The sequence below is a fragment of the Burkholderia sp. 10_S31 genome, assembly GCF_056930375.1.
This window is the reverse complement of sequence record NZ_JBXOWK010000001.1, coordinates 395,785-419,141: the sequence shown is the minus strand read 5'-3', so window position 1 is coordinate 419,141 and position 23,357 is coordinate 395,785. Positions and strand designations below refer to the sequence as shown.

At 57.2% G+C, this 23,357-nt stretch carries 20 protein-coding genes and 2 pseudogenes; 9 read left to right on the top strand and 13 right to left on the bottom strand.

Translation table 11 applies throughout. The features are described from left to right. Positions 1 to 179 precede the first annotated feature (179 nt). Entirely contained in the window at positions 180 to 1,436 is a 1,257-nt protein-coding gene (locus AC1Z3W_RS01920) for an MFS transporter (RefSeq protein ID WP_483506789.1), read from the bottom strand. 258 nt (positions 1,437 to 1,694) lie between these two features. On the opposite strand from AC1Z3W_RS01920, the gene AC1Z3W_RS01915 reads away from it, so the two are divergent. The 7 genes from AC1Z3W_RS01915 to AC1Z3W_RS01885 all read left to right on the top strand — a co-directional run bounded on the left by AC1Z3W_RS01915 (position 1,695) and on the right by AC1Z3W_RS01885 (position 9,217). Continuing rightward, positions 1,695 to 2,621, top strand: coding sequence for a LysR family transcriptional regulator (locus AC1Z3W_RS01915; protein ID WP_483506787.1), 927 nt, complete (start codon positions 1,695 to 1,697; stop codon positions 2,619 to 2,621). Positions 2,622 to 2,818: 197 nt separating this feature from the next. Next, positions 2,819 to 3,952 carry an alkene reductase gene (locus AC1Z3W_RS01910; RefSeq protein WP_483506785.1) on the top strand — a complete coding sequence of 378 codons (1,134 nt, stop codon included), beginning with the start codon at positions 2,819 to 2,821 and terminating at the stop codon, positions 3,950 to 3,952. 74 nt (positions 3,953 to 4,026) lie between these two features. Continuing rightward, positions 4,027 to 4,944: a LysR family transcriptional regulator gene (locus AC1Z3W_RS01905; RefSeq protein WP_483506784.1), complete on the top strand. Its 918-nt coding sequence runs from the start codon at positions 4,027 to 4,029 to the stop codon at positions 4,942 to 4,944. A 269-nt stretch (positions 4,945 to 5,213) separates the two neighbouring features. Next, on the top strand, positions 5,214 to 5,933 hold the full coding sequence (locus AC1Z3W_RS01900) for a hypothetical protein (RefSeq protein ID WP_483506782.1): 720 nt from the start codon (positions 5,214 to 5,216) through the stop codon (positions 5,931 to 5,933). Positions 5,934 to 5,973: 40 nt separating this feature from the next. Next, positions 5,974 to 6,426 (top strand): DUF3331 domain-containing protein, encoded by a 453-nt coding sequence (locus tag AC1Z3W_RS01895; RefSeq protein WP_483506781.1) that lies wholly within the window; start codon positions 5,974 to 5,976, stop codon positions 6,424 to 6,426. Positions 6,427 to 6,758: 332 nt separating this feature from the next. Continuing rightward, on the top strand, positions 6,759 to 8,009 hold the full coding sequence (locus AC1Z3W_RS01890) for an MFS transporter (RefSeq protein ID WP_483506780.1): 1,251 nt from the start codon (positions 6,759 to 6,761) through the stop codon (positions 8,007 to 8,009). A gap of 53 nt (positions 8,010 to 8,062) precedes the next feature. Further along, positions 8,063 to 9,217, top strand: coding sequence for an alkene reductase (locus tag AC1Z3W_RS01885; protein WP_483506778.1), 1,155 nt, complete (start codon positions 8,063 to 8,065; stop codon positions 9,215 to 9,217). A 23-nt stretch (positions 9,218 to 9,240) separates the two neighbouring features. Here AC1Z3W_RS01885 and AC1Z3W_RS01880 read toward each other — a convergent pair. The 9 genes and pseudogenes from AC1Z3W_RS01880 to AC1Z3W_RS01840 form a co-directional block, all read right to left on the bottom strand. After that, positions 9,241 to 9,811: pseudogene (locus AC1Z3W_RS01880) on the bottom strand (transposase); the annotation flags it as partial. 105 nt (positions 9,812 to 9,916) lie between these two features. Further along, the gene (locus AC1Z3W_RS01875) at positions 9,917 to 10,687 is read right to left on the bottom strand and encodes a TniQ family protein (protein WP_483506777.1); all 771 of its coding nucleotides are present in this window, start codon (positions 10,685 to 10,687) and stop codon (positions 9,917 to 9,919) included. A 31-nt stretch (positions 10,688 to 10,718) separates the two neighbouring features. After that, the gene (locus AC1Z3W_RS01870) at positions 10,719 to 10,955 is read right to left on the bottom strand and encodes an antitoxin Xre/MbcA/ParS toxin-binding domain-containing protein (RefSeq protein ID WP_483506776.1); all 237 of its coding nucleotides are present in this window, start codon (positions 10,953 to 10,955) and stop codon (positions 10,719 to 10,721) included. A gap of 131 nt (positions 10,956 to 11,086) precedes the next feature. Further along, positions 11,087 to 12,055: a TniQ family protein gene (locus AC1Z3W_RS01865; protein ID WP_483506774.1), complete on the bottom strand. Its 969-nt coding sequence runs from the start codon at positions 12,053 to 12,055 to the stop codon at positions 11,087 to 11,089. Further along, positions 12,052 to 12,960, bottom strand: coding sequence for a TniB family NTP-binding protein (locus tag AC1Z3W_RS01860; protein WP_483506772.1), 909 nt, complete (start codon positions 12,958 to 12,960; stop codon positions 12,052 to 12,054). Before AC1Z3W_RS01860 ends, AC1Z3W_RS01865 begins: the two co-directional genes overlap by 4 nt. Before the next feature lie 10 nt (positions 12,961 to 12,970). Further along, the gene (locus AC1Z3W_RS01855; protein WP_483506770.1) at positions 12,971 to 14,920 is read right to left on the bottom strand and encodes a Mu transposase C-terminal domain-containing protein; all 1,950 of its coding nucleotides are present in this window, start codon (positions 14,918 to 14,920) and stop codon (positions 12,971 to 12,973) included. Beyond that, positions 14,901 to 15,536, bottom strand: a complete 636-nt coding sequence (locus AC1Z3W_RS01850) for a TnsA endonuclease N-terminal domain-containing protein (RefSeq protein ID WP_241021138.1) — start codon at positions 15,534 to 15,536, stop codon at positions 14,901 to 14,903. The genes AC1Z3W_RS01855 and AC1Z3W_RS01850 overlap by 20 nt, the downstream gene beginning before the upstream one ends. Before the next feature lie 291 nt (positions 15,537 to 15,827). Next, a complete protein-coding gene (locus tag AC1Z3W_RS01845) occupies positions 15,828 to 16,184 on the bottom strand; it encodes a helix-turn-helix domain-containing protein (RefSeq protein WP_483506768.1) in 357 nt (118 codons plus the stop codon). Between the two features lie 463 nt (positions 16,185 to 16,647). Beyond that, complete coding sequence (locus AC1Z3W_RS01840) at positions 16,648 to 16,905, bottom strand: MbcA/ParS/Xre antitoxin family protein (protein ID WP_483506766.1); 258 nt, start codon at positions 16,903 to 16,905, stop codon at positions 16,648 to 16,650. Positions 16,906 to 17,053: 148 nt separating this feature from the next. Between AC1Z3W_RS01840 and AC1Z3W_RS01835 the strand changes: the two genes are divergently transcribed. Next, positions 17,054 to 17,458: a DUF2384 domain-containing protein gene (locus AC1Z3W_RS01835; RefSeq protein ID WP_483506764.1), complete on the top strand. Its 405-nt coding sequence runs from the start codon at positions 17,054 to 17,056 to the stop codon at positions 17,456 to 17,458. 466 nt (positions 17,459 to 17,924) lie between these two features. After that, a pseudogene (locus tag AC1Z3W_RS01830) lies at positions 17,925 to 18,527 on the top strand (DDE-type integrase/transposase/recombinase); the annotation flags it as partial. Between the two features lie 375 nt (positions 18,528 to 18,902). Here AC1Z3W_RS01830 and AC1Z3W_RS01825 read toward each other — a convergent pair. From AC1Z3W_RS01825 to AC1Z3W_RS01815, 3 genes are all read right to left on the bottom strand, one after another. Beyond that, positions 18,903 to 19,601, bottom strand: a complete 699-nt coding sequence (locus AC1Z3W_RS01825) for a hypothetical protein (protein WP_483506763.1) — start codon at positions 19,599 to 19,601, stop codon at positions 18,903 to 18,905. After that, a complete protein-coding gene (locus tag AC1Z3W_RS01820) occupies positions 19,598 to 22,609 on the bottom strand; it encodes an HsdM family class I SAM-dependent methyltransferase (protein WP_483506762.1) in 3,012 nt (1,003 codons plus the stop codon). Before AC1Z3W_RS01820 ends, AC1Z3W_RS01825 begins: the two co-directional genes overlap by 4 nt. A gap of 134 nt (positions 22,610 to 22,743) precedes the next feature. After that, entirely contained in the window at positions 22,744 to 23,034 is a 291-nt protein-coding gene (locus AC1Z3W_RS01815) for a helix-turn-helix domain-containing protein (protein WP_082262906.1), read from the bottom strand. Positions 23,035 to 23,357: the final 323 nt, after the last annotated feature.

The following is a 23,357-nucleotide window of genomic DNA, read 5'->3' as shown; positions in this document are numbered from 1 at the left end:
CCGCTCCCGATGTTTGTTCACGCGCGCTACCGATCGCTCCGGTAAGCAATTCGCCATCCACGCATCGATGGTACGGCGCCGGATTCCCGTTCATAGGCACTGCCCACGCAGCAAGGCCATCTAACCCCGAAAGCAGGCCGGCTGTCGCGGCGTGCCGATCAGTGTCTGCACCGTACAGGTCACTTTTCCAGCACCTCCCTAAGTGCGGCCTCGCGCGTGCTGAACGTTACGATCACAAACAGGCTGAGCAACGCGAGAGCACCACCGAAGCGCATCGTCGAAGCAATGCCGAGATGGTCCACCACGGCACCGCCCCCGAGCGAGCCGAGGGCGATCGCTATCTGCACGGTGCTGACAAACATCGACGAACCTGCCTCAGGGCGATGGGGCGACGTCAGTTGCATCCATACGCTCAGGCAGAGCGGGATCGCGCCGTACACGATGCCCCAGACCATGACCGTCGCGATCACGCCGACATGCGACGCCTGCAACACAGGCAGCGCAAAGAGCGCAACCATGACGAGTGTGGCCAGGACGAGTAGGGACAGCTTCAGATGACGCGTGACAAATGCCGAGGCCGCAAAATTCGAGACAAAACCGACGATTCCGAAACCAAGCAGCACCGCGGTAATCCAGTGCCCGCCGAGCGCCGCGTTACGCTCGAGAAATGGCGCGATATACGTGTATGCCGCGAAGTGTGCACCGAACAGCAACCCGACCATCATTAGGCTGCGTCGGACATTGGAACGAGACAGCATGGCACCGAAATCGCTGGCCCTCATTGCGGCCTTCGGCGGAATCGACGGCAACAGTACGATCTGCGCCGCCAACGCCAGCGCCGCGAGAATCGCGGTCGCAAAAAACGACATGCGCCACGACGTCAGGTCGGCAATCAAGGTGCCGAGGGGAACGCCAACCACAGTGGCCAGCGTGATGCCCATGAAAATCGTCGCGCTCGCACGGGCAGCCTGATCCTCGCGAACCAATTGCCCCGACGCACCCAGCGCCACGGTCCAAAAACCGCCGAGACTGGCTCCGAGCAATGCGCGCCCGATCAGCATCACCGCGAAACTTGGTGCGATTGCCGAAATCAGGTTTGAGGCCAGCAGAAGGACAGCCAGCATCAACAGAATCAGCCTACGGTTGATTCGACCGGCGGCGAGCAGCAGAGCGGGCGCGGATATCGCGGCGATGATTCCAGGTGTTGTTGTCATAAGGCCCGCCGTGCCGGACGTGACGCCAAGTTCTCGGGCGATTTGCGGCAGCACGCCCACGGGCATGTATTCGGTCGCAACAAAGGCGAACGCACCCACCGCGACAGACAAAACGGCCGGCCACGATTGCCGGCTCGCCGCCGGCTTGGTAGGGATGTCAGTCACGCTATCGCCCACGAGGGGCGGTCTTACGGATGAACTGGCAAATTGATTGGCATCCAAGGATGTTCTCCGACTCAGGTAAATGGGAATGTGGACGGCACTGCACGTGACGTGAGTTGGCCGCCGATCAAAACTGCTGCCTGAAGCAGAGAGTAGGAGGATCGGTGGGGAATGTGCGTCCCCTTAAAGATGACGAGCGATCACGATGTCGTTGTACGCAGCGTTCAATAACCACAAAAAACCGCCGCGACTCGATGTATCATCAAGTCGCACCCTCGGCCGGTGCGACTCGGCAAATCCAATTCGAACAGGCGTCCCATGGACAAGTTTCAGGCGATGCAGGCCTTTGTGCGCGTGGTGGAAACAGGAACGTTTACAAGGGCCTCGGAAACCCTGGACATTCCCAAGCCAACTGTCACACGCCTGATCCAAACGCTCGAAGCGCAACTGGATACCAAGCTGCTCAACCGCACCACGCGCAAGGTCAGCCCGACCGCCGACGGCACCGCATACTACGAACGCGCTGTGCGGTTGCTCAACGAGCTTCAAGAACTCGAAGGTGTCATGTCGCGGGCGAAGAGTAATCCTCGCGGGAGGCTGCGTGTGGATTTCCCGGTGCCGATCGGCCTCGGCCTCATCATTCCCGCACTGCCGGAGTTTGTCGCACGCTATCCCGATATACAGCTGGATTTCGGTGTAAGCGACCGCCCGATTGACCTGGTAGCCGACAATATCGACTGTGTTGTCCGCACCGGGAAGGTCACAGACCAGTCTTTGGTCGCGAGACGGCTCGGCGAAGTCCGTCAAGTGCTTTGCGCCACCCCGGATTACTGGAAGAGACACGGCCGCCCCAAGCATCCGTCCGAACTGGAACACGGACACGACGTGATCCAGATGGTCGCCGCGCGAACCGGGCGTGCCTTCCCTATCGTCGTCAGCAGGAATGGCGAAAAAGTCGAGGTAACGCCCGGTCGCACGCTGACCGCGAACGATTCGACTGCATGCTTCGCCATGGGCCTGGCGGGTCTGGGAATCGTGCATGCACTGACGTTCTTAAGTCATATGCACTTCGATAACGGTACGCTCGAGCCAGCCTTCGCCGATTGGTGGGCCGAGCCGATTCCTGTCTATGTCGTCTATCCACCGAACCGTCATCTGAGCGCAAAGGTCCGGGTATTTGTCGACTGGCTGGTCACGCTGTTTTCTACCAGCGACACAGCGAGCAAACCCGTACTGCGGAAGTAAGCGGCCGATGAGATTGTTCCATACATGAAATAAAGCTGGACCAAAAGCGATATTTATTGTCGAAGACCGATCATCTAATCTCCGTTCATCTGCTCATCCGAGCAGTCGTCACATGCGGAAACGCAGCGCCGTAAGCGCCCCGCCTTGCCATATGCGGTGAGCTCACCGGCGCATCACTCACGGAACAGGTGGTCGTCATGTCTGAACTCTTCAAGCCCGTCAAGCTGGGCCCCTATCAATTGCAACACCGCGTCGCCATGGCGCCGCTGACTCGGATGCGCTCCGAAGAAGGCGATGTACCCAACGAGTTAATGCGCGAATACTATTCACAGCGCACCTCGGCGGGCGGCTTTATCGTGTCGGAGGCGACCGTGGTCTCGCCAAACGGCAACGGCTATCTGGGAGCGCCAGGGATTTATTCCGATGCCCAGGTTCCGGGCTGGAAAAGGATCACCGACGCGATTCACGAAAAGGGCGGCCGCATTTTCCTTCAGTTGTTCCACGCCGGGCGCCAGTCACACCGGGATATGCAGCCGAACCGGGCGCTGCCTGTCGGCCCTTCAGAGGTTGAGTCGGAAGGCGTTGCCTACACCGCCAATGGATGGGTGCCGAGCACCCCTAACCGTGCGTTGACTGTGGCCGAAATCAGGACGCTGGTTGAAGATTTTCGCTCTGCGGCAGAACGCGGTCTCGAGGCTGGCTTTGACGGTGTGGAAATCCACGGCGCCAACGGCTACATCATCGACCAATTCCTGCACGACGGTAGCAACCGACGCCAAGACGCCTACGGTGGATCGATCGCAAATCGAGCCCGCTTTCTTCTCGAGATCGTTAAAGCAGCGATTTCCGTATGGGGCAGCGATCGTGTGGGCGTGCGCCTTGGCCCCAGCGGTTCGTTTGGTGATATGTCGGATAGCGACCCGGTGGCGCTCTTCACGCACGTCGTGAAGGAACTCGATCGACTGGATCTGGCCTATCTCCATCTGATCGAGCCGCGGATAGCCGGCAATTCTGCCGATGAAAGTCGGGATCAAAACCCGATCGCTGCACGGCTATTCCGTCAGTCGTATCGCGGCGTGATCGTCGCCGCGGGTGGATTCGATGCGGATTCGGCAGACGCGATCATTGCCGAAGGTAGTGCCGATTTGGTGGCGTTCGGTCGTTACTTCATCTCGAATCCCGACCTGCCGGAGCGTTTCCGTCGCGGATTGCCGTTGAATGACTACGACCGCGATACGTTCTACGGCGGTACGGCTGTCGGCTATACAGACTACCCGTTCCATCAAACACCGATTGCGAGCCAAGAGCCGACAGTGGAGTCGGTCGCCTGAACCAAGGTATGAGTACGCGTCCCGACTGCGTCGTCTTCGTAGCGCGGGACGCCTCAACTTGCGAGGAAATCGAAGTGGCACTTGGCAACGTGAACGACATTGCGACCTTCGTCGCCGTGGTGAAAGCTGGAAGTTTCACCTCGGCGGCGCAACAACTTGGTCTTACGCGCTCCGCGGTGGGAAAAATCATCGCACGCCTCGAGTCGCACCTGCAGGTTCGCCTGCTTCATCGTACTCCGCGCAGCCTGGGGCTCACCGACGACGGTTCGGCCTTCTTTGCGCGGTGCACTCAGATCCTTGACGACCTCGAAGAGACCGAAACAGCCATGGCCGCGCGAAGCGCGACGCCAACCGGGGCACTCCGAATCAGCGTTCCCATTGCGCTTGGCCACCGGCAGGTGCTGCCGGTTATCGAATCCTTTCTGGCAAGCTGGGTTGCTGTCACTGCCGACGTCAGTTTTACGGACAGGTTCGTCGACTTGGTGGATGAGGGTTTCGATATTGCAATCAGGATCGGCGAACCCAAGCCGGACTCTCGCCTCATCGCACGCACGGTTGCAACCCAACGGCTGGCAGTCTGCGCCTCGCCGGGCTATCTGGAAAAGCGAGGCGTACCGGCCACCCCGTCCGATCTCGTCGATCACGAGTGCCTCCAGTTCGTGAGTGCGGGGCGTCCACAACCCTGGAGCTTCGCGGGCGTCGACCACCGCGTGATGGAGACACGCGGTCGATTGCGCATGGATAGCGCGGAGGCACTCGTGGCAGCGGCTGTCGACGGTGCAGGCATTGTGAACCTGCCCACCTACCTGCTGGCGTCAGACATCCGCGAAGGCCGGTTGCGGCCGATTCTCGCGAACTTCTCCGTCGAAGGAATGCCGATCCGTGCGATCTATCCAACGCGGCGGCATTTGACACCGAAGGTTCGCCTCTTTATCGATCGGCTTGTCGAGACATGGCAACCACTGCCGCCGTGGGACCGCGAAATCGCGTAAAACGACGCAGGCAATCACATACGTCCTTCAGCCGTTTTGCAATGTCGCAAAAGGAGGGATTTGTGGCATTCGACGATTTTGCCATCCGGTTAGATTAACGGTTGTCGGCAATGCGATATCCGCAACGAGTTTGCACACCGCGTCACGGTCCGCTTCGAGTGATACGCTGCCAGGCAACCGCAGGATATCGCGCGTGATATCACAACCGTCGCCGCTGCAAATCGCCGTATTGCCAAGTAAAACCGGCTATTCATCGAAAGGAGCACGCTATGAACGACCTGCTTGAACTTGCCGTTATCGCACACGGCGGTCTCGAACGCTGGAACGAGTTCACGGAGCTGCAAGCGCCGGTGTCGATTGATGGTGCCATCTGGCATCTCAAGCAGCAACCGGGCCTTCTGAGTGACAAGGTGTTCTCGATCAAGACGCACGCAGAGCAACTCACCATTACACCGTTTAGCGCGCCTGACCGAAAGAGTGTCTTTCGTCCCGGCAAGCTGACGCTGGAGACACTCAATGGTGATGTCGTTGAAACACGCGATCATCCGGAGGCCGCCTATTCAGGCCAGACCATCGAAACACCGTGGGACAAATTCCACGTCGCGTATTTCGCCAGCGAGGCGCTGTGGACCTATCTGACTTCGCCATTTCTGTATACCTATCCAGGCTTCGAAACGGAAGAAATCGAACCGTGGTTCGAGAACGGCGAGAAGTGGCGCCGCTTGAAGGTTACCTTCCCCGACTATATTGCTAGCCACACCAAGACACAGATCACGCATTTCGGCCCCGACGGTTTGATGCGACGTCACGACTACACAGTCGATATTCTCGGCGGTGCAAGCGGCGCGAACTACACGACCAACTATCGAGACTTTCAAGGTATCAAGATGCCGACAACGCGACGGATCTATGCCTACGACGCGCAATTGCAGAAGATACCGGAACCTCTGCTTGTGTCGCTGGATTTCGGTGAACTGAAGTTCAATTGACACTGCCCCCCCCGAAATTCCGACCAGGAAAGTTTGCCATATGGAGGAACGCAGTTCATGGAACCAGATCCTGATGTCGCTCGCCATTGCTTCGGGGCAGTCCCCGGCAACGCTCAGGATGTCCCCGCCGGCGCCCGTACGTCCCGACCCACGTTCAGCTCGAGACTTGCCGGAGCGGACAAACTGGGTTCCCAACCGAACGTCGATAAAAGCTATCGAACCGCATGGCAAAAATTCGCTGCTGGTGTCGTGGTGTGATCCGACAAGCTGTCACTATATCGACCAAGTCTGGGTCAACGTGACTGCTCGCAAGAATGGGTGTTGTGCGCTGACGGGCTTGCCCATCCAGTGTGGGGACTTGATCTACAAACCGCAGTGTCGCGGCTCGCGAGCGCCTGCCAATCGGCATGAAATGATCCTGCTCTCGGCGCTGTCGGCTCGCTCGCATGAAATCGGGTTATTGGATAACGGGCACGCATTTTGTCATCCCTAGATAAATTCGCACTACTTAGTTAGCTCGTTGAGCGAACTTCGTTGGAACGGACAGATCGTTCAGTGGAACGACTTTCTCCCGCCCCAGGTCGACCGCATCCAGATTCTGTTTGCACAATGTCGACCGGGATGAAGCGAAGCACGTCACGTGCGGAATAGAACGCTCGCTGAGCGATGAAATGGAATGGGCGGGCGTACATGGCGTTGCAAGAGGGCACTCGACTAGATTATTTCTCCGCAGAAACAATACATTACATGAATAGATATTTATTCCAAATTTTCGCTCTCGTATCTTCACCTCCATGACGCGGTTCCCTTAGACGAGGTGCTCAAATGACAAACTCTCCCGCCGGCCGTGTATCGCTCACCCCGCTTTACTGGATGGGGCTCGGCGCATTCGCCATCGGCACGGAAGGCTTCATGATCGCAGGGATCTTGCCTGCCGTGGCGAAGGATCTATCCGTTTCCACCGCCACCGCGGGGCAGTTGGTGACGATCTTCGCGTTGGCCTACGCCATCTGCTCGCCGTTTATTACTGCACTAACCAGTCATCACAATCGTCGCAAGATTCTACTCGTGTCCATAAGCGCGTTTGCGCTCAGCAATGTAATTGCTGCACTTTCGCACAGCTACTGGGACCTGGTCGCCGCCCGCATCATGCTTGCGCTGACTGCGGGCGTGTACATGCCTGCTGCTATCGCTCTCGCCAGCGCATTGGTCGAACCAGCACGTCGCGGCCACGCGCTGGCGATTGTTAGCGCGGGGACGACGGTCGCAATTGCTCTTGGTGTACCGTTAGGCACGCTCATGGGCAACGCGTGTGGCTGGCATGCGACGTTCGCGTCCGTGGCGGCGCTCGCCGCGCTCGCGACCGTCGGACTGACTGTCGGCCTCAAGACGCACAACGATACGGCTGCTCAAGTCGCGGGCCTCAGGGAACGCTTCAACATCATTCGACGCCCGGCCGTCCTGAAAGCATTGTCAATGACAACACTCTGGTCGTCCGGTACCTATGCCGTCTATACGTATCTGGCATCTTTGCTATCGTCCATCACGACGCTGCAAGCCACTCACTTTGGTATTGCCTTCTTTCTATGGGGGGCCGCAGCAGCGGTGGGGGTATTCGCAGGGGGTATCGGCACAGACCGGCTCGGTGCAAGGAGGATCATCGCTATCGGCCTTCCGGCACTTTCCGTTGCTCTGATCTCGCTGTCGCTACTGGGCCACTTCGTGTCCCCCAACGCCGCGTTGATTCCGATGCTCATTATCGTCGTCGTATGGGGTATTGCCGCATGGGCAGTTCACCCGGCACAGCAGGCCCGTCTGATTCAGGTCGCAGGCAGTCAAGCGGCCCCAGTAGCGCTGTCGCTCAACGCGTCGTTTCTCTATATGGGCTTTGCCCTTGGTGCATCGATCGGGGCGTACACGCTAAGCCATGGCGGAGTCGAACACCTCGGCTGGGTTGGCGCGATGTGCGAGATCGCGGCCCTTGTGCTGTTGGTGAGCAGCAAAGTCGAAACGAGGCCGGCTAGCACTGTCGCGCGAAACGATTCAGTGCTGGAAACCCAAAGAGTCAACAACTGACCGCTTTTGTCTTTCAAAGCTACGATCTCCCCGTCGTCAAGTATGCAACGCCCTTGTCTGATCTTGATTACTTCATCTTTACCTGGAAGACCATCATGCCCATCGATAACCTCTTCACCCCCTTGTCTCTCGGCGCACTGTCATTGCCGAATCGAATCGTGATGCCACCGTTGACTCGAATGCGGGCTGCCACAGGCGGCGTGCCAACTTTTCTCAGTGTAACTTACTATTCGCAACGAGCTACTGCCGGCTTGATCATTACGGAGGCGACCGCCATTACGCCGCAAGCGCACGGATACCCGAACATGCCAGGCATTTACAGTCGTGCGCAGATCGTCGGCTGGAGCGAGGTGACTAAAGCAGTTCACGAACAGGGTGGGCTTGTTGCGATGCAAATCGTCCATAGTGGACGCGCATCCCACTCTTCATACAACGCTGATGGATCATTACCCGTCGGGCCATCCGCGATCGCGCCGGCGACAGGGCAGGCGTTTACACCTGCATTCTCGCTGGTTGATTTCGAAACGCCCCGAGCACTCGATACCGAAGAAGTGTCTGCTATCGTCGAGGACTTCCGCCACGCTGCGCTGAACGCCCTTGAAGCCGGATTCGACGCCGTCGAACTCCATGCTGCCAATGGCTATCTGCTTGATGAATTCTTGCAGGACGGTAGCAATCGCCGCACAGATCGTTATGGTGGCTCGATCGCCGCGCGTTCGCGATTCCTGCTTGAGACTGTAGCCGCAGTATCGCAGGCGATCGGCTCGAACCGGGTCGGTGTACGCCTATCCCCGCACGGCAACTTCAACGACATGTACGACAGCGACCCGCAAGCGCTTTTCGGTCATGTAATCAGTGAACTCAATGGCTTCGGGCTCGCGTACCTGCATTTGATCGAGCCGCGTTCGTCATCGATCGGTGTCGGCGAGGATTTGAGTGTGGATAGCGCGAACAATGCCGCTCTGTTCAGGCGGTCGTTCAAGGGGCGGGTGATTTCGGCTGGAGGCTACGATGCCGAGAGCGGTAGTGCAGCAATTGCCGAAGGACTCGCGGATGCGATAGGCTTTGGCCGGATGTTCATTTCGAATCCCGACCTGGTCCAACGGCTGGAAATGCAAGCGCCTCTGAACAACTATGACCGCAGTACGTTTTACGGTGGAGCAGAACGGGGCTATACCGACTATCCGCGGATCGGGGCCTGTCAGTAATTAACGAGCAACTGTCTTACCAGTTACGCCGTGTGGATGGACTCATCCCACGGCTTTCCTGTTTTTGCGATGGCGTTGAGGATGGTCAGCAGCTTTCGCATGCAGGCAACTAGGACCACCTTGTTCGGCTTACCGGTCGCGACGAGCGGATGATAGAAGGTCCCGATCACTGGGTTGAAGCGGACGGCTGCTAGCGTCGCCATGTACAGCATGCGCCTGACGGCCGCACGTCCGCCGAAGATCGTTCGTTTGCCGCGAAACGCCTGAATCGCGGTTGAAGGGCGCTACCCCGATCAGTGCGCTGACCTCACGCCGCGTCAGCTTGCCGAGTTCGGGCACGTCGGCGATCAGTGTGGCGACAGTAGCAGGACCGACTCCACGGACACTGGACAGCAGGTCGACAAGACTGGCGTGATGCGCTTTGACGTGCTTCGCCAGGGCGGCTTCAACAGCTTTGAGTTGACCTCGAAGAACCCCAATGACGGCGGTCACACTTTCGCGTACGGCCTCGTGACTGATTCCAAGTCGTTGCCGCTCGGACGTTAATAATGTGACGAACTGGCGACGGCGGGCCACCAGAGCCTGAAGCTCCTGAGAGACGTCGATACAGCTCATCTCGGTCATCCTTGGCAATCGCGTCACGATGTTCGAGTCTCGGATACCGATCGACTGCCGCAGTAAGTTCAGCCTCCACGCGAATCAGCTAAAGCCCAATGCGTTCCGTAGCTGATGCAACGGAACGCCCCGCCGGTCGACCAAGTCGTTGCCCCTTTTTGTTAGAACGGTATGTTGCCGGGCCATTCGCTTCTCTACTTCCGTCAGTCGTTCGGAAAGTTCGGATCCTGTCGTTGGCGGCATGCGCCAGCTCTGGTCCAGATAGCACGCGTTCTCAGTTTCCTCTAGTGCAGATGCCGCGGGTTCAATGCGAGAAAAATCGAAACCACATCGGCATCGCGTCATGTTTGGGCGCGTCATCGTGATCGGCTTCTCGCACTGCGGACAGACATCAAGCATTCGAACAGCATGCACGGGACATGCCGTCATCCACGTAAAACGATGTGAGGCAAGCATGATGCCGCCGTCTAGAAGGCACAGCGGACAAATCCGCTCGCGCTCTCGAACAAGCAAATGCCTCGCCTCAATCACGTGACACCCCACCGCGTAGCTGAACGCGGTCCCACGTGCCCGCCCGCCAACTTCGACCGGACACATCGATCTCATTGTCGATTGACCGATCCGGCAAACACGGGACAATTCCGCAATCTCGGCGGAAACCAACGGACCGAAGGCAACGCAACCGGCGTCACGCAGCAACGCCCCAACGCTTCTCAGGCCGTTGGCATCCACCAAGCGCATGAGCACCGACGACAACGACTCGTCGGGATGGGGCTCGATGCGAAGCGCGAGCGGCGGCCGTAACATCGCATTCGCTGGCCTTGCGGAACACGGCACCCAACTTTGATTTTCCATATCGAACTCCAGATCGATTCAGTGCTCGTTTCTAGCGGTAGGTGCCTGTCTGCATGCTCAGCAGCGTCTGGGCCACCAGTTCCTCGCCGTCGGCAGTATCGAGATACGTGACCGGCTTCTTCCACCCGAGTGACGGAACCTCTTCGTGCAGCCACGTACACAACCACTTTCTCGCATCAAATCCCTCCGGCTCGCCTGACTCATTGACCATTTTCTGCACAAGATTCACGAGCCTGTTCCAAACCGCTTCAGGCACTTGCTCGACCATGCATTCGGATCGCCATGCGCCACAACGGCACGTTTTCATGATATTCACCTCACCCAGATTCGAAGTCCTACGCCGGAACCCGTGGCGATCCGATTCGAATCGGATCGCCGCGGTTCATTGAGAACACCGCGTCACACGGCCTGCACCACCGGACCGCCTATTGCGTCGACCAATGCGCGATGAAGGAACGCGAACGGCGGCTCCGGCAACTCCGTGAACAAACGCAAGGAGATGTGCTCAACGCTTCGGGCCGAGCTCAGGATCGAACCCGACCGAGGTCGGTATTGCCGTTCTGCGTTGACCAGTTCCGCGAATCCCCGAGGCCAGTCCAACATGATCCGTCCGACTTTCTGCATGCGTGGCGTCAGTTCGGAAATGGCCTTCGAGCGCAGCCCCTTATCTGTCGACCCACTCGTTGCACCACTGACGCGATATAGAAACGAAAGCACACGCAGCAACTCCCCAAGGTCAAGCGCGGCGAAATCGGGAGGGACGCCTGGCGGACAATCCCGCACATCATGCTCAAAGCTCATACGCCAGCGTCGATCGATGAGCCGAGTGATCATCAGGTCGTCCGGCTTCGCGGGTTGACACGCGGCCGCCCCGAGATCCGTCCCACACTGACAACGCGCCAGACCCGGTCGCATGGACGACACATCACGTCGACAGCCCGGACAGCGATCGAGGAGTTGGACGCCGTGGACAGCGCAGCACGTCGCGAATATGTAAGCATTCACGCCCAGCACATGTTGGTGCTCAGCGATACACACCGGGCATATGCGCTCGTTGGCGCCGACAAGGATTGCATCGGGTTCAACCCAGTGACCGTACAAGCTAATCTTCGCGTGCTTCACCCCGTTACAGTCCATCGCGCCTACGCTCAGCGGTGTCATCGCCCGGACCAGTTTCGGGGAAAGCCGGCAAACACGGGCAAGCGCATCGACCTCCGAGACGAAGCGCGGGCGCGCGGCCACCATGCCCGCGCGGCGAAGTACCATTCCTGGGCCACTCAGCCCGTTAACCTCCGCAACTCGATGTAGCAGCGACGAGAGTGCCTCTCCACGATGCGGCGCGACGCTGAGAAGAAGAGGCATCGTCATTGCACGTCTCCCGCAAACGGCTCACCCGGTTGGTCGAGCGGCACACCATTGAACTTCGCATCGAAGGGATTGCGCGACGGGGGCGCATCCTTCCAGATATGAACGCGGAACGCTGCGGCGAAATCATGTAGTGCGACCGCTTTCGCACCTCGTCGTTCGGCGATCTGGTAAGCGCCGTTCAACAGCTTGCACATGTAATCCACGAGGCCTGCACTCGCGAAGTACAGCTTCATCGCAATCCGTTTGTCAGCAATGTCCATCATCGGCAGGGGCATATCCTTGGCTAGCGCCTGCATCACGCCAATAAACGTCTGAGCGCCCTCCTGGGTGTTCACATCGAACCGACGGATCTCCGTCACGCGCGAGAAACGGCGTCTCAACTGTCCGTTGACCCGCAGCACACCCAGCAGCGATGGAAGCCCCGCGAGCACAACAGCGGCTGGGAGCCGGTCCAGCAGCACCTTCAACCAGTTTGCGACCTGTCTCAACGAACGACGATCGCCTTCGACAAAGTGCTGAAACTCGTCGAGCATGATGATCTCGACGCCACAACCGTGCACCAGCTTGACAATCTGCTCCGTCAGGCGCGCACTCGATTGACCGACTTGCGGAATCTCGCCCAAGGCAATCAGGATCGCCTCTGCAAGAGACCGAACGGTTGGCACTGCGGGCACGATGACGTAGAGCACGGGCACGTGCCGGCGGAGGACCTCCTCTCGCACCGGGAATTTGGCGCGATAGCACTCGAGCACCGTCGACTTTCCGGCGCCAGACTCTCCGATCGTGGCCAGACAACCGGCCTCGCCGGATTCCCGCAGCCACTGATGAACGTCCTCGATACTCTTGAGCGCAGCAACGAAATCGGGATGTTCGACGATGCTTTTACGGACATTGAATCGTTTCATGATGATCTCCTTACCGTTCGGTTCGCTTCATGACTGAAAATTCAGGAACACTATCGAATCTTACGACCATGGAATCCTCTTGATTGGACTGAGCGGAATTACCCATGGCGGTCCCGCCAGCGGCTCCGAACACAACTTCCTTGCTCGACTTCCCCTTGATCTGCGCAACCCATTTGCGCTTCTTGAGTTTCTGATCAAGCTCCGCCTTGGCAATGTCGTCCGCGAGACGAATACGTGCCTTACGCAGCGCGACAGAGTTGATATCGATGCGGCTGTCGCGCATGGCACCAGTGACTTCGTTGTGCATCCATCTGGTCAAGTCCTTCGTGTAATCCGGATCGGTACAATCAACGCGAAGGTATTCCTTCTGGCGTGGGTCATAGACGTAGACAAAGCCGGTCTGCTCATTGAAATACCGAACCCTGACTTTTTCATCGTCGGGGATGCTGTGACGGAGCAACTGCAGTGCACTGGAGTTGTATGAAAGGTGATCAAACGTCACGCCACTGTTTGTAATCGGGCGCATGATGGTGTCCGAAAACGCGATAGATAGCTGATCCGGATCGGCCGGCATATAGATGGGTGTCAGCCGTGCACTCTCCTGCCAGACCTGGGCTGGCGTCTTGCGCTTCAGGCCGCGATGTGGCGCGTGCTGGTAACACTCCACAATCCAGCGCACGACAAACACCGTCAGCTCCTCGAGAGAGACGCACGCAAGCTTCTCGGACGGGTAGTCTCCACGATCCTTGGTGTTCGATCGGGTCGTCCCGGGAATCAAGTGAAAGAGCTGTTCGGCGATCGTGCGCATGAACCGTTCGATGCGGCCTTTGAACCATGGCGCACGCCTCGGGCAGTACACGAGTGAAATCCCCAACTCGTCACAGCCTGCTCGCATGGCGGACCCGTGGAATTCCCACGCGTTGTCCCCGACGACCATCTCTGCCACACCTCGCGCCAGCCATTCAAGGTGCCCCAGACCCAATCGATTCAACAAATCGCGCTTGCTGAGCATGGCCATTCGCATTGCCCATCCGACTTCCTCCTGGCCAGGCGAGCGCGCCCCAATATGAAAGCCCATCACCATGCGGGTGTGCGCGTCAATGATGAGCGTCAGAACCGGACGGACAATGACCATACGGGTGCGCTCACAGACACACATCAAGTTCACCGGCGTGTGGTCAATCTCCCACCGTTCGTTGAGTCGCTTTGTTTTGAGCCGGCGAAACACCGGCCGATACCGCTTCAGTGCTTCGGTGCGGCCCTCCCGGGCCGCGGTTACGAGATAGCCATTCAGTTTCTCGACATGGCGATAAAGCGTCGCTCTACTAATCTTTCGTAACAGATTTTCCGGATCACGTTCGTTATAAGCGTCAATGGCCTCCTCTACGCGATCGTACAATCTCGCGACGTTGAGCTTCTGGTCATTCAGATAGTGCGTTTCGATGACATCCTCCACCAGCGCGAGCAGTGGTCCGTCGAGGACTTCACGTCGCCCCTTGTTCTCATGGCGCGGCACCACGTCCATGACATCACGTGAGTGCTGATAGCGCTTTCTCCAGCGACAGAAGGTTCGATAGTCCGGCGGCATCGATGCACCAACCTCACACGCGACCCGTTTGATGACTGTTTCGACCTCGCGAACGCGTGAGCACTTCGCCTCCTCAACGGCTCTCAGGTAGACGAGCCTCGCACGCATCACGACGAGATCCTTTTCTTCGAAGGTGGAGACATCACGCCGGGCAACAACGATCGGTGAGGCACCCGTTTCGCGTAGCGATTCGATACTGACGGACCATGTCCCGTTACCGTGTCGTGCCCAGATTTCCGTTTCATGCAGGCGTATTGGCGAGCCGTAGTCTGAGCTGAGCTCGATTCGACCATCGGGCAGCGCACTCTGGACACGCCAGACGTACTCGCCCTCACGGAACTCGACACCACGCTTAATTAAAAATTTCTGCATGGCGCACCTCCGAAGGAGCGACGTAAATGGCTGCGTCCGAGGTCAGCGGCACATCGAGATCGATGCCCGCGGCGCCATTGGCGATCCAGGTTAACGCGACGTCGCGCGTACGGGCTAGATGTACAAGGTTTCGGAAAGTTTTCGGATGCTTCTTTTCGACGAGCCGCTGTGCTTCTCGAATCCGTTCGGACAACATTCGCCCCCGCCACGGCCGCAAGAGCCGCAGAGTCTCGTGACGCGTGCCGCAGATGTAGGTGCGTTCGTCCCAAATGAAAAGAGCGTATCCGTGCTGCGCGAGGATAGCTCTCGCGCGCGCCATGCGGACCTGTACTGAAGGCTTCTGTAAATCCTTTGCAGGTTTGGCTTCGACGAAGACAACCGAACCGTCGCGGCGTACAACCTCGTAGTCGGGCGTGTACCGAAAAGTCTGGCCGGCCTCATGCAGATCAAATGTTCTATCTTGTGCGCTACGGAAGCGCAGCACCTCTGAGCTGAACTCGAGCAAGAGGGTCGTCGCCTCTTCAGCCAGGGAATACCAGGGCATCGAGCAAGCGTTTTTGACGGAGGGCGTGAAACCTCGAAAATTTCCGCCACTGCGAGTATCGTACGAAGGCATGGTGATGTCTCCTGCGCCTCTGAGGGCGCGTGGATGGAGGGGGCGCCGGCCCGTAGGGGCGAGCGCCGGCCGCGTGAATGTCACTTCCACGCAACGAGGAGACGAGTTGGGGCCTTGACGCGGATGAAGAGAGGGCTATACTGAAGCTGCGAATACCTCAGTAGTTGGTGCCCCGCTCAGCCGGGTCGAAGAAACCAATCCGTCCTAGATGGGTTGGTTTTTTCTTTTCTGTCGAATAGGCAGTAGTCCTAATCCAATAGGTTGATGGGGAAATGTATTTTTCGCGTGGTGCTACCGATCAATCCTCGCAACCAATTCGTCCAGCTGGGTGACTTCGTCACCGTCTAGACGTGTTGCTGCTCGCACCAAACGATTGATCACCCGCAACGTGTCTGAGTGCAGGTCGTCAGGCAGTCGCAATTTCTTTTGTGAATCCCGGGCCGCCTCGAGTAATGAAGCCACATCGGCTTCGCCCATGTCCAGTGCCGCGGCGATGGGCTCGATTTGCCCAAGCGACGGCGGCGGCTTCACTCCGCGCTCGAGCTTCCACACATACTGAATCGCGACCCCGAGTTGCTTGGCCAGATTCGTCTGACTCAGACCAGCTCGCTTCCTGTAATACACCAACGCATTTGAGAATGGCGTCATCGCTTCGCACCTCGATGTTTCCTACCTCCCAATCTATGCCGTGACCCAGCCGGCCGGCAAGGGGAATTTTCTTGTTCTCGTCGCCAGTAAGGACAGAAGAAGCCGTCTGCGAATTAAAAAATAGTGAGACATGTTATGGAGACGCAGAAAATTAGAAGAATATAATTTCCCTTTTTGTACAAGTAACGGCTCGGGCATTTCCCGAGTAGGGACAATTCATTCGTCAAACTTCTGGACGAAGTGCGTGAGGGAATCAGGAAAAATTAATCAATAGGTGTTCAAAACGCACACAAATTTTCGATGACGGACGGGCGATACCCGCCGTCCGATCTGCGACCGTTGTATGAGAGTTACACTTTTAGTGCAAGTCCGAATCGGATCGCAGACCGACATGGGCGCTCAAACTGGAACTCGCTGGCGGGTCGTTCCACGGGGGCCACTGAACACGGCATACGATCGCCACTCACAGCGGGGTGCCGTAAGCAATCGCGTCCAATGCGCTGTAGACATCTACAGGATCGTTGTTGCGGTTTTGCAGCCAAGTAACCGGACTTTCACCGTCGAAGCGGATCGCTGGCCTCCCGAGCCAGCGATCGGCTTTAGCCGCGCTACCGAATACTTCGCGAGCACAGGCACGCACTGACCACAGCGAATCACCGTCCGGTCGACCGATTGCCCGCAATTGACGGGTGACCTCACGATGCACGGCGCCTGCAATCATTGATCTGACTTGGCCGGATCCCACAACAGCGGCGCCAACTTTCCGGCGAGGACAGCCGGGGCAGAACAGATAACCCGTTCACTGTTGAACCCACCAGCATCCTTCGCGCTACTATCACGTCGTATATGTGTTGCATTGAGGTCGCAAAATGTCCGCTCAAGCTGAAACCGTCCCGACGTTCAAAGCTGATTTCGGCGCCTTGATGAGCTACCTGCATGACGCCGACGCCAGCCCGGTGTCGATTTCGCCGCGGCGCTACAGCAGCGTGCTTCGTCTCGAACTGCAGGATCTCGCTGCGCAAGCTCATGTCCATCGGAGCACGATCAGCCGTGCGCCGGATTCCGAGACGATCCAGCGCTTTTTGCGCGAAACGCTCCGCGTGCTTCGCGCAGCCACTGACATCTCCGGCGATGTCGAGCGTGCGATTTTCTGGTTCAAGAACGAACCGCTGCGCGAGTTTGATTACAAAACGGCGCAGACTCTCGTATCTGAGGGTCGCGCGGACGCGGCGATCCAGTATCTGCAGATGGCCGAGGCCGGATTCCTCGGATGAAGCTCATGCATATGAGCGAGTCGGCCTATCGCGCCCATGCGCCCAAATGAGCCTTCCAGCCAATTTCGAGCGCAGGCGCAGCACTTCATGGCGGTCGGCTGAATCGAGCCGGCGTCGACACCAGGCCTGCCGCGTGATAGAGGCGGATCGCGTAGGCCGGCAGCGCGTCGGCCGCCTATAGTCCACCTCACCTTGCCTGATGCCGCAACACGGGTCTTGCGGTTAAGGGCGTACGGATATCTGCGTGACGTTCCCCCCGTAAACAAAGTGGTGCCACTGGGTCTCAAAGCGACATGAATTGCCATGTATGTGGCTCACGTCGCCGCATCAAGACGATGGGATTGGTATGGCAGTAAGGAAGCGTGTGCCGCAAAAAGGCTGCGCAGCGCGCTGGGTCTACTCCGTGAGGCCGTCGAGACGATCGACAAGGCCGTCCCGGGCGATTCGCTCAAATTCTCGCGAAAGCATGCGCACGCATGGTCTGCTGATGCAACGCCGTCCGACTCCGCCTCGGCCGCAACGTCGGCACGATGGCAAGGTGGCCGTCGCGCGCAGCAATCAGCGATGGTGCTCGGACGGCTTCGAGTTCCGCTGCGACAACGGCGAACCGCTGCGAGTGACGTTCGCGCTGGACTGCTGCGATCGCGAAGCGATGAGCTGGGCGGCTACGACGGCAGGTCACAGCGGCGACATCGTGCGCGACGTGATGCTGGCTGCAGTGGAAAATCGGTTTGGCAACGAGCTGCATACACCGTCCGAAATCGAGTGGCTGAGCGACAACGGTTCGGGCTATACGGCCGACGACACGCGCCGGTTCGCAGCAGCCATCGGTCTGAAGCCATTGACCACGCCGGTGTGCAGCCCGCAAAGTAACGGCATGGCGGAAAGCTTCGTGAAGACCATGAAACGCGACTACGTCGCCTTCATGCCGAAGCCGGACCCAGCGACTGCTGCACGCAACTTGGCCATCGCGTTCGAGCATTACAACGAGAAGCATCCCCATAGCGTGCTGAAATACCGCTCGCCTCGCGAGTTCCGGCGCGCGACGGATTCAGCAACCTTAGTGTGATGCCGTGTCCGGAATTACAGGGTCAACTCCAGCTCTTCTTGAACGACGTCAAGAACAGAAGATGTGAGAGTAGCGGGGCGCGACGAGAGAATCCAACTGACATCTGCGCCTGGACGCCCAACTGCCCTGGACACCCTACGAAGTGCCGACTGTAGACGCACACGCAAAAAGCCGTCTTGCTAGCGGACTGGAACGATGTCTGTAGATTGATTCTCCAACCACTTACAGACCGTAGACCGGAGCGTCGACGGTGAGCGGTGCCGGGCGGTAACAAGCAGCCCGCCACCCATAAACGCCCCCGACATCGGAGAATTTGAAATGGCTGCCTGCCGATAGTCAGGCTCGCGAACTAGCGAGGACAATAAAAGGGGTTGTTCACTGGGGGCCACGCTGGGTCTCCGACGACGATTGATGTCGCGCTAACCCAGGATATTCCAGTACCAAGTGATGGCAGCCGAAATCCGTTGGATAGGTCTTCCCGGCTGGGACACTACGCCGATGAACCGAAATTCGATGAGGTCTTGTAGGAAACTCGCTCACCGGATCGAGTGAACAGCCAAGTTTAGTGGCGATTCGGGAAAGCGCCTGTGCGGCTGTGCCGGATAGCAAATATCCAAGCATGGCTCCGGAAGCGGAGAATGGCGCGTAGCGACACGTGAGGTACTGCTCACGAATGTCGCGCTCATAGTCCGCTAATGCCCCAGGCGTCGCCAGCACCTTGGCTTCGAGCGGCCACATGATACGCTCATCCGCTCGTAGGACAAAGGCAAGGTCGTAAGCCGGCGGCTGTGCGGGAGGGGCCGCCATCGTTTCCCGCTCAAATGATCCGTGTTGGATATAGAAGGGCTCATCCCCGGTCATTGCATCGCGGACGCGGGGCTCAAGTAATTGGGTAATGCTCCGCTCAAGATCGCGGGTGTCAATTGCCGGGGGATTTGTTCGCATTTCGTCGTAGGCCGCCCAAACAAATCCCAATAGCCATTGAGCAGGGTCTCGCATCCATGAACACGCTAATGCTATGAAAGCGGGATCTGGAGCAATGCCAACGCCAGTTGGAAGACGCGCCGCCATCATTGCAATTCTCCCTGCCGCGATGCCTCCTGCTGTTGCCAGCGGAATAGATCTAATGCCACTTCGTCACCATCATTCAGTCCTGCGCTACGCGACCAGTAGCGGACCATATTCGGTTTGATCAGGTAAATGGTAGGTATTCCGGTACTGCTATCGTAAATTCGTGCAATGCGTTGATGATAGATTCCGCGCCGACGCGACTCTGGCGCCTGAAGAATATGGTCGAGCTGTTCTAGCTTGCCGAGCAGGGACTCTGTATTGACCTTCGCAACAGTAATCGGCACTTCCGTGTTCTTCCCGAGTTCAATTGCCACCAACCTGTAAGGAAGTTGTTGGCCATCACCTACCCGGAAAATCGTCGCGGCGATCGACTTGTCTTGCCCGAAACCTGCTTTCAGTACACGAATGAAATACTCGCAGTAAGCTCGAATACATGCCTCGTCATCTCCGCCGTGCGTAGTTTGACGTCCACGTGTGTTTTCATTCCCGCGAAAATCCGCGAGGGTGTACTCCAGCATATCTTCGACTAGAACTTTCTCGGCGTCCTTTAGATGGAATGCGTCAAAAGCCCGCTCATCCAGTTCGCTGTAACTCTCAATACCTGCGAGCAGCCCAGCTTGCGGTGCGGGCAATGGTAGATCCAACAACTCTCGCACCTGTGCTTCTGGTCGATAGGCCGCCATTCGTCCACTAGTAAGCTGCATAAAGTAGACGGCGATCTTGCTGTTAAAGGACAAGCATGCAGCATCCAGTATGGGTGCCGGCGCATGAACAGTCACATAGCTCTGATTACACAGCACTCCTCGTTTCTTGTCGGATTGAACGAGGCGCGCATGAAAACGCCCAGATTCCTTCTGCCAACTTTGCTTAATGAGTAGTTGAGGCCACGCAAATGCACTGAAATCCGTCGAATCGCGACTATGAACACTGATATCACCTGCGATTGGCAATGCATCAGCATCCAAATGAAGAATAGACCCATTTGGGAACATTCGTTCATCAAAAAGCTGTCGATTTGAAAGCTGCGGCGCTTCTTTTTTCCGATCCCCGAAGATAATACCTTCCCGAGTTTTAATCTCGCATCGATCTTTCATCGTGGAGAGACTGGGATACCCTTGCAACCTTCGAAGTAGCGCTCGATCTCGTTGACTGCCCCACATTAGCGTCATCCAGATTGAAGAATCGGTCACCGCCTCGCGTACAGTTAGCCACCGAATATCATGCGGCTCCACAACGATCGTGAACTCATCCACGAGCGGCTTGAGATGCTTCGGACTCACAAAAGAAATACGATCTTCAGATGTAGGGGTCTCAGAGTTCATGACCACAACACAGGCCGGAGAGATCGATGTCTTTGTTGCATGAGTCTTGCGCTTAAAGACCTTAAACCGAAGCGCTGAAAGATTATTAATCTCTTCAATTCTATATCTAGTAAAAATCTCTCTTCGGAAGGCTGTGGCCTTTGTACTGCCATTAAAGAGCAACGAGTTGGCTGACTGAATCATCGCAATCCGTCCGTGTTGCTTAAGCAAAAGTGCAGATTTTGCTAGGAATAGACCACCAATGTCTTTATTAGCAACTGTCCATGGATGAGTTTCGTCCGAGGCCCATTTAAGTGCAGCTTCCGTTACCAAACTATCGCCCCAAGGAGCATTCCCCACTATAAGATCATATGTCCTTGCATCTTGCTCGGTAGTAAATCCCGATTGATCTTCAGCGAAGAAGTCCGAACAAATCAAACGACGTTCCCGCATCGTCGGGAAGACGACCTGAGTCCAATAGTGCCGCGGCTCTATTTCATCGCACATCGCAAGATAAAGACTAAAGCAGGCGACACGCACGGCGTGAGGATCTTTGTCTACACCAAAAATGTTACGCTCCAGTAGACGCCTCAGCAACTCTGTGCGGACTGGTTGGCCGGGGTTAGCTTGCTTCCATCGGTGAACCAAGCGCTGAAAAGCTTTGACTAGAAAAATCCCTGATCCACAAGCCGGATCGAGAATTTTCAGGTCCCAGTGATTGCCTTGCCAAGGCAGCACTCGATCAAGAACAAAATCGACAAGATGCGGTGGGGTATAAAATATCCCATCCTGAGCTGCACGTTCGGTAACGAAAGTCTCATAAATACTGCTGATGAATTCTAGTGGAATGACATCGAAGGCGTATTGAGGCCAAAGGCAACGCTGCTCGGACGGCATATCCACATCGCCGCGAATAAAATCCGCCAACAGGGCAAGATGCTGCTTGCGTACAATGCGCTTTTCTTTTGCCCACCCCGCTTCACGAGCACGTGCCGTATCCCCCTTGCCAGGAAACAAATCGCCATTGAATCGCTCGTTGAGCCAATCAAAAAGCTTGTACGTGTCCGTGTAGTTTGAAAGTATGCTATCGAAACTATTATGGACGTGACCCAGCACTCCCTCAGCATGGAGGCGAGCTAACTTCGATGGGGTCAGCGCCGCTGCACCATCAGAATCTTTACGGTCAAACAGGAATTGGACAAATATGACGCGAGCCAGTAAATCATGGCAAATATCATCGTCGACCAGCCCCGCATCCGCAAGTCTCTGACGCATGTACCGCAAATTGCCGAGAAGCATCTGATCTGCTCGGCCATCCCGATTGAACCTCTCCGCATGTTCATGGAAGAACTGCCCGGAGACAAGATTGATCCAGTGCAGAGCTTGCGCTGCACTGCTTTCTATCGACTCGGCATGACTGTTCTTGAAATCGGCCGCGGTTACCTGATGGACCAGGAGCTGATCAACTTGACGATTTGGATCTGGCGCCTCGCAGCAACTCCAAACGCGCAACAGGTTAGGCTCTATCGTAATAAGAACGGGGCAGTGGGAGAAATTCCAACAGAGTCGATGCAGTTCCCGCAGGGTCGGCTCGCTAGCGGCGCATCCAAAGTCTACAACGATTGCAATGGGAGGCTCCGTCGATGTAGACAGTGGATCAGCGGTTAGGATGCCGACTGTTGCATCTCGGCCATCGTTGAAGCGAGCCAACGCACGTCCGATTTTGGCCTTAACCAGAGATGCAAATACCGCCGCGCCTCCACCCTCCGGCCGTGTTATCTCCTCAGGTGCGGGCCACCCAAGCGATGTATGTGCCTTATCAAGCGAAATCGACTTCCCTAGGTTCACGAGCCCAACTCCAATTCTCCCTGCTTATCGCCGCCGAACCTGCCAGGCCTGCTTCTCCCACGAGGCTTCTTGGGTACGTTGCCAATCCCTTCGATTGCTTTGCGATAGTCAACCCCTTGGACATTCATTTCGCGGAGCAGCGCAGCGATTATTGCTAGATGCCGGGGGACATCTTGTGATTGTGCATAGTTCGATACGGAATTGGGCCTCATGCCTACCAGTTCCGCGAAGGCACGGATGGTCAGACCTGCGCCTCCTATGTCGGCAACAAAATCTTCATATTTCATCCTGGCACCGTGATTCGCCTGCAAGCACATAATTTTATGATAATCCCACATAAAAATGTGAGTTTCAGACGAAATCCTACCATGCCGTTAGCGCGGCCACCCGTGGTGGCAGAGGGCCGCTTTGGGGCGGCGAAAACGAGCAAAAGTACCTTCGAGACGCGCTCCGGACGGGGCTGCAACCGATATCTCAGGAGACGTACAGATCGCGCTCGGTTGTGAGCGCAAGCGGCTGTCATCAACCTAAGAATGTCTGCAAAACCTTCGCGTGACGGCTGCATGTGAGACAGTAGAGGCATGAAACAGATCAGCCTTGTTGGAACGGG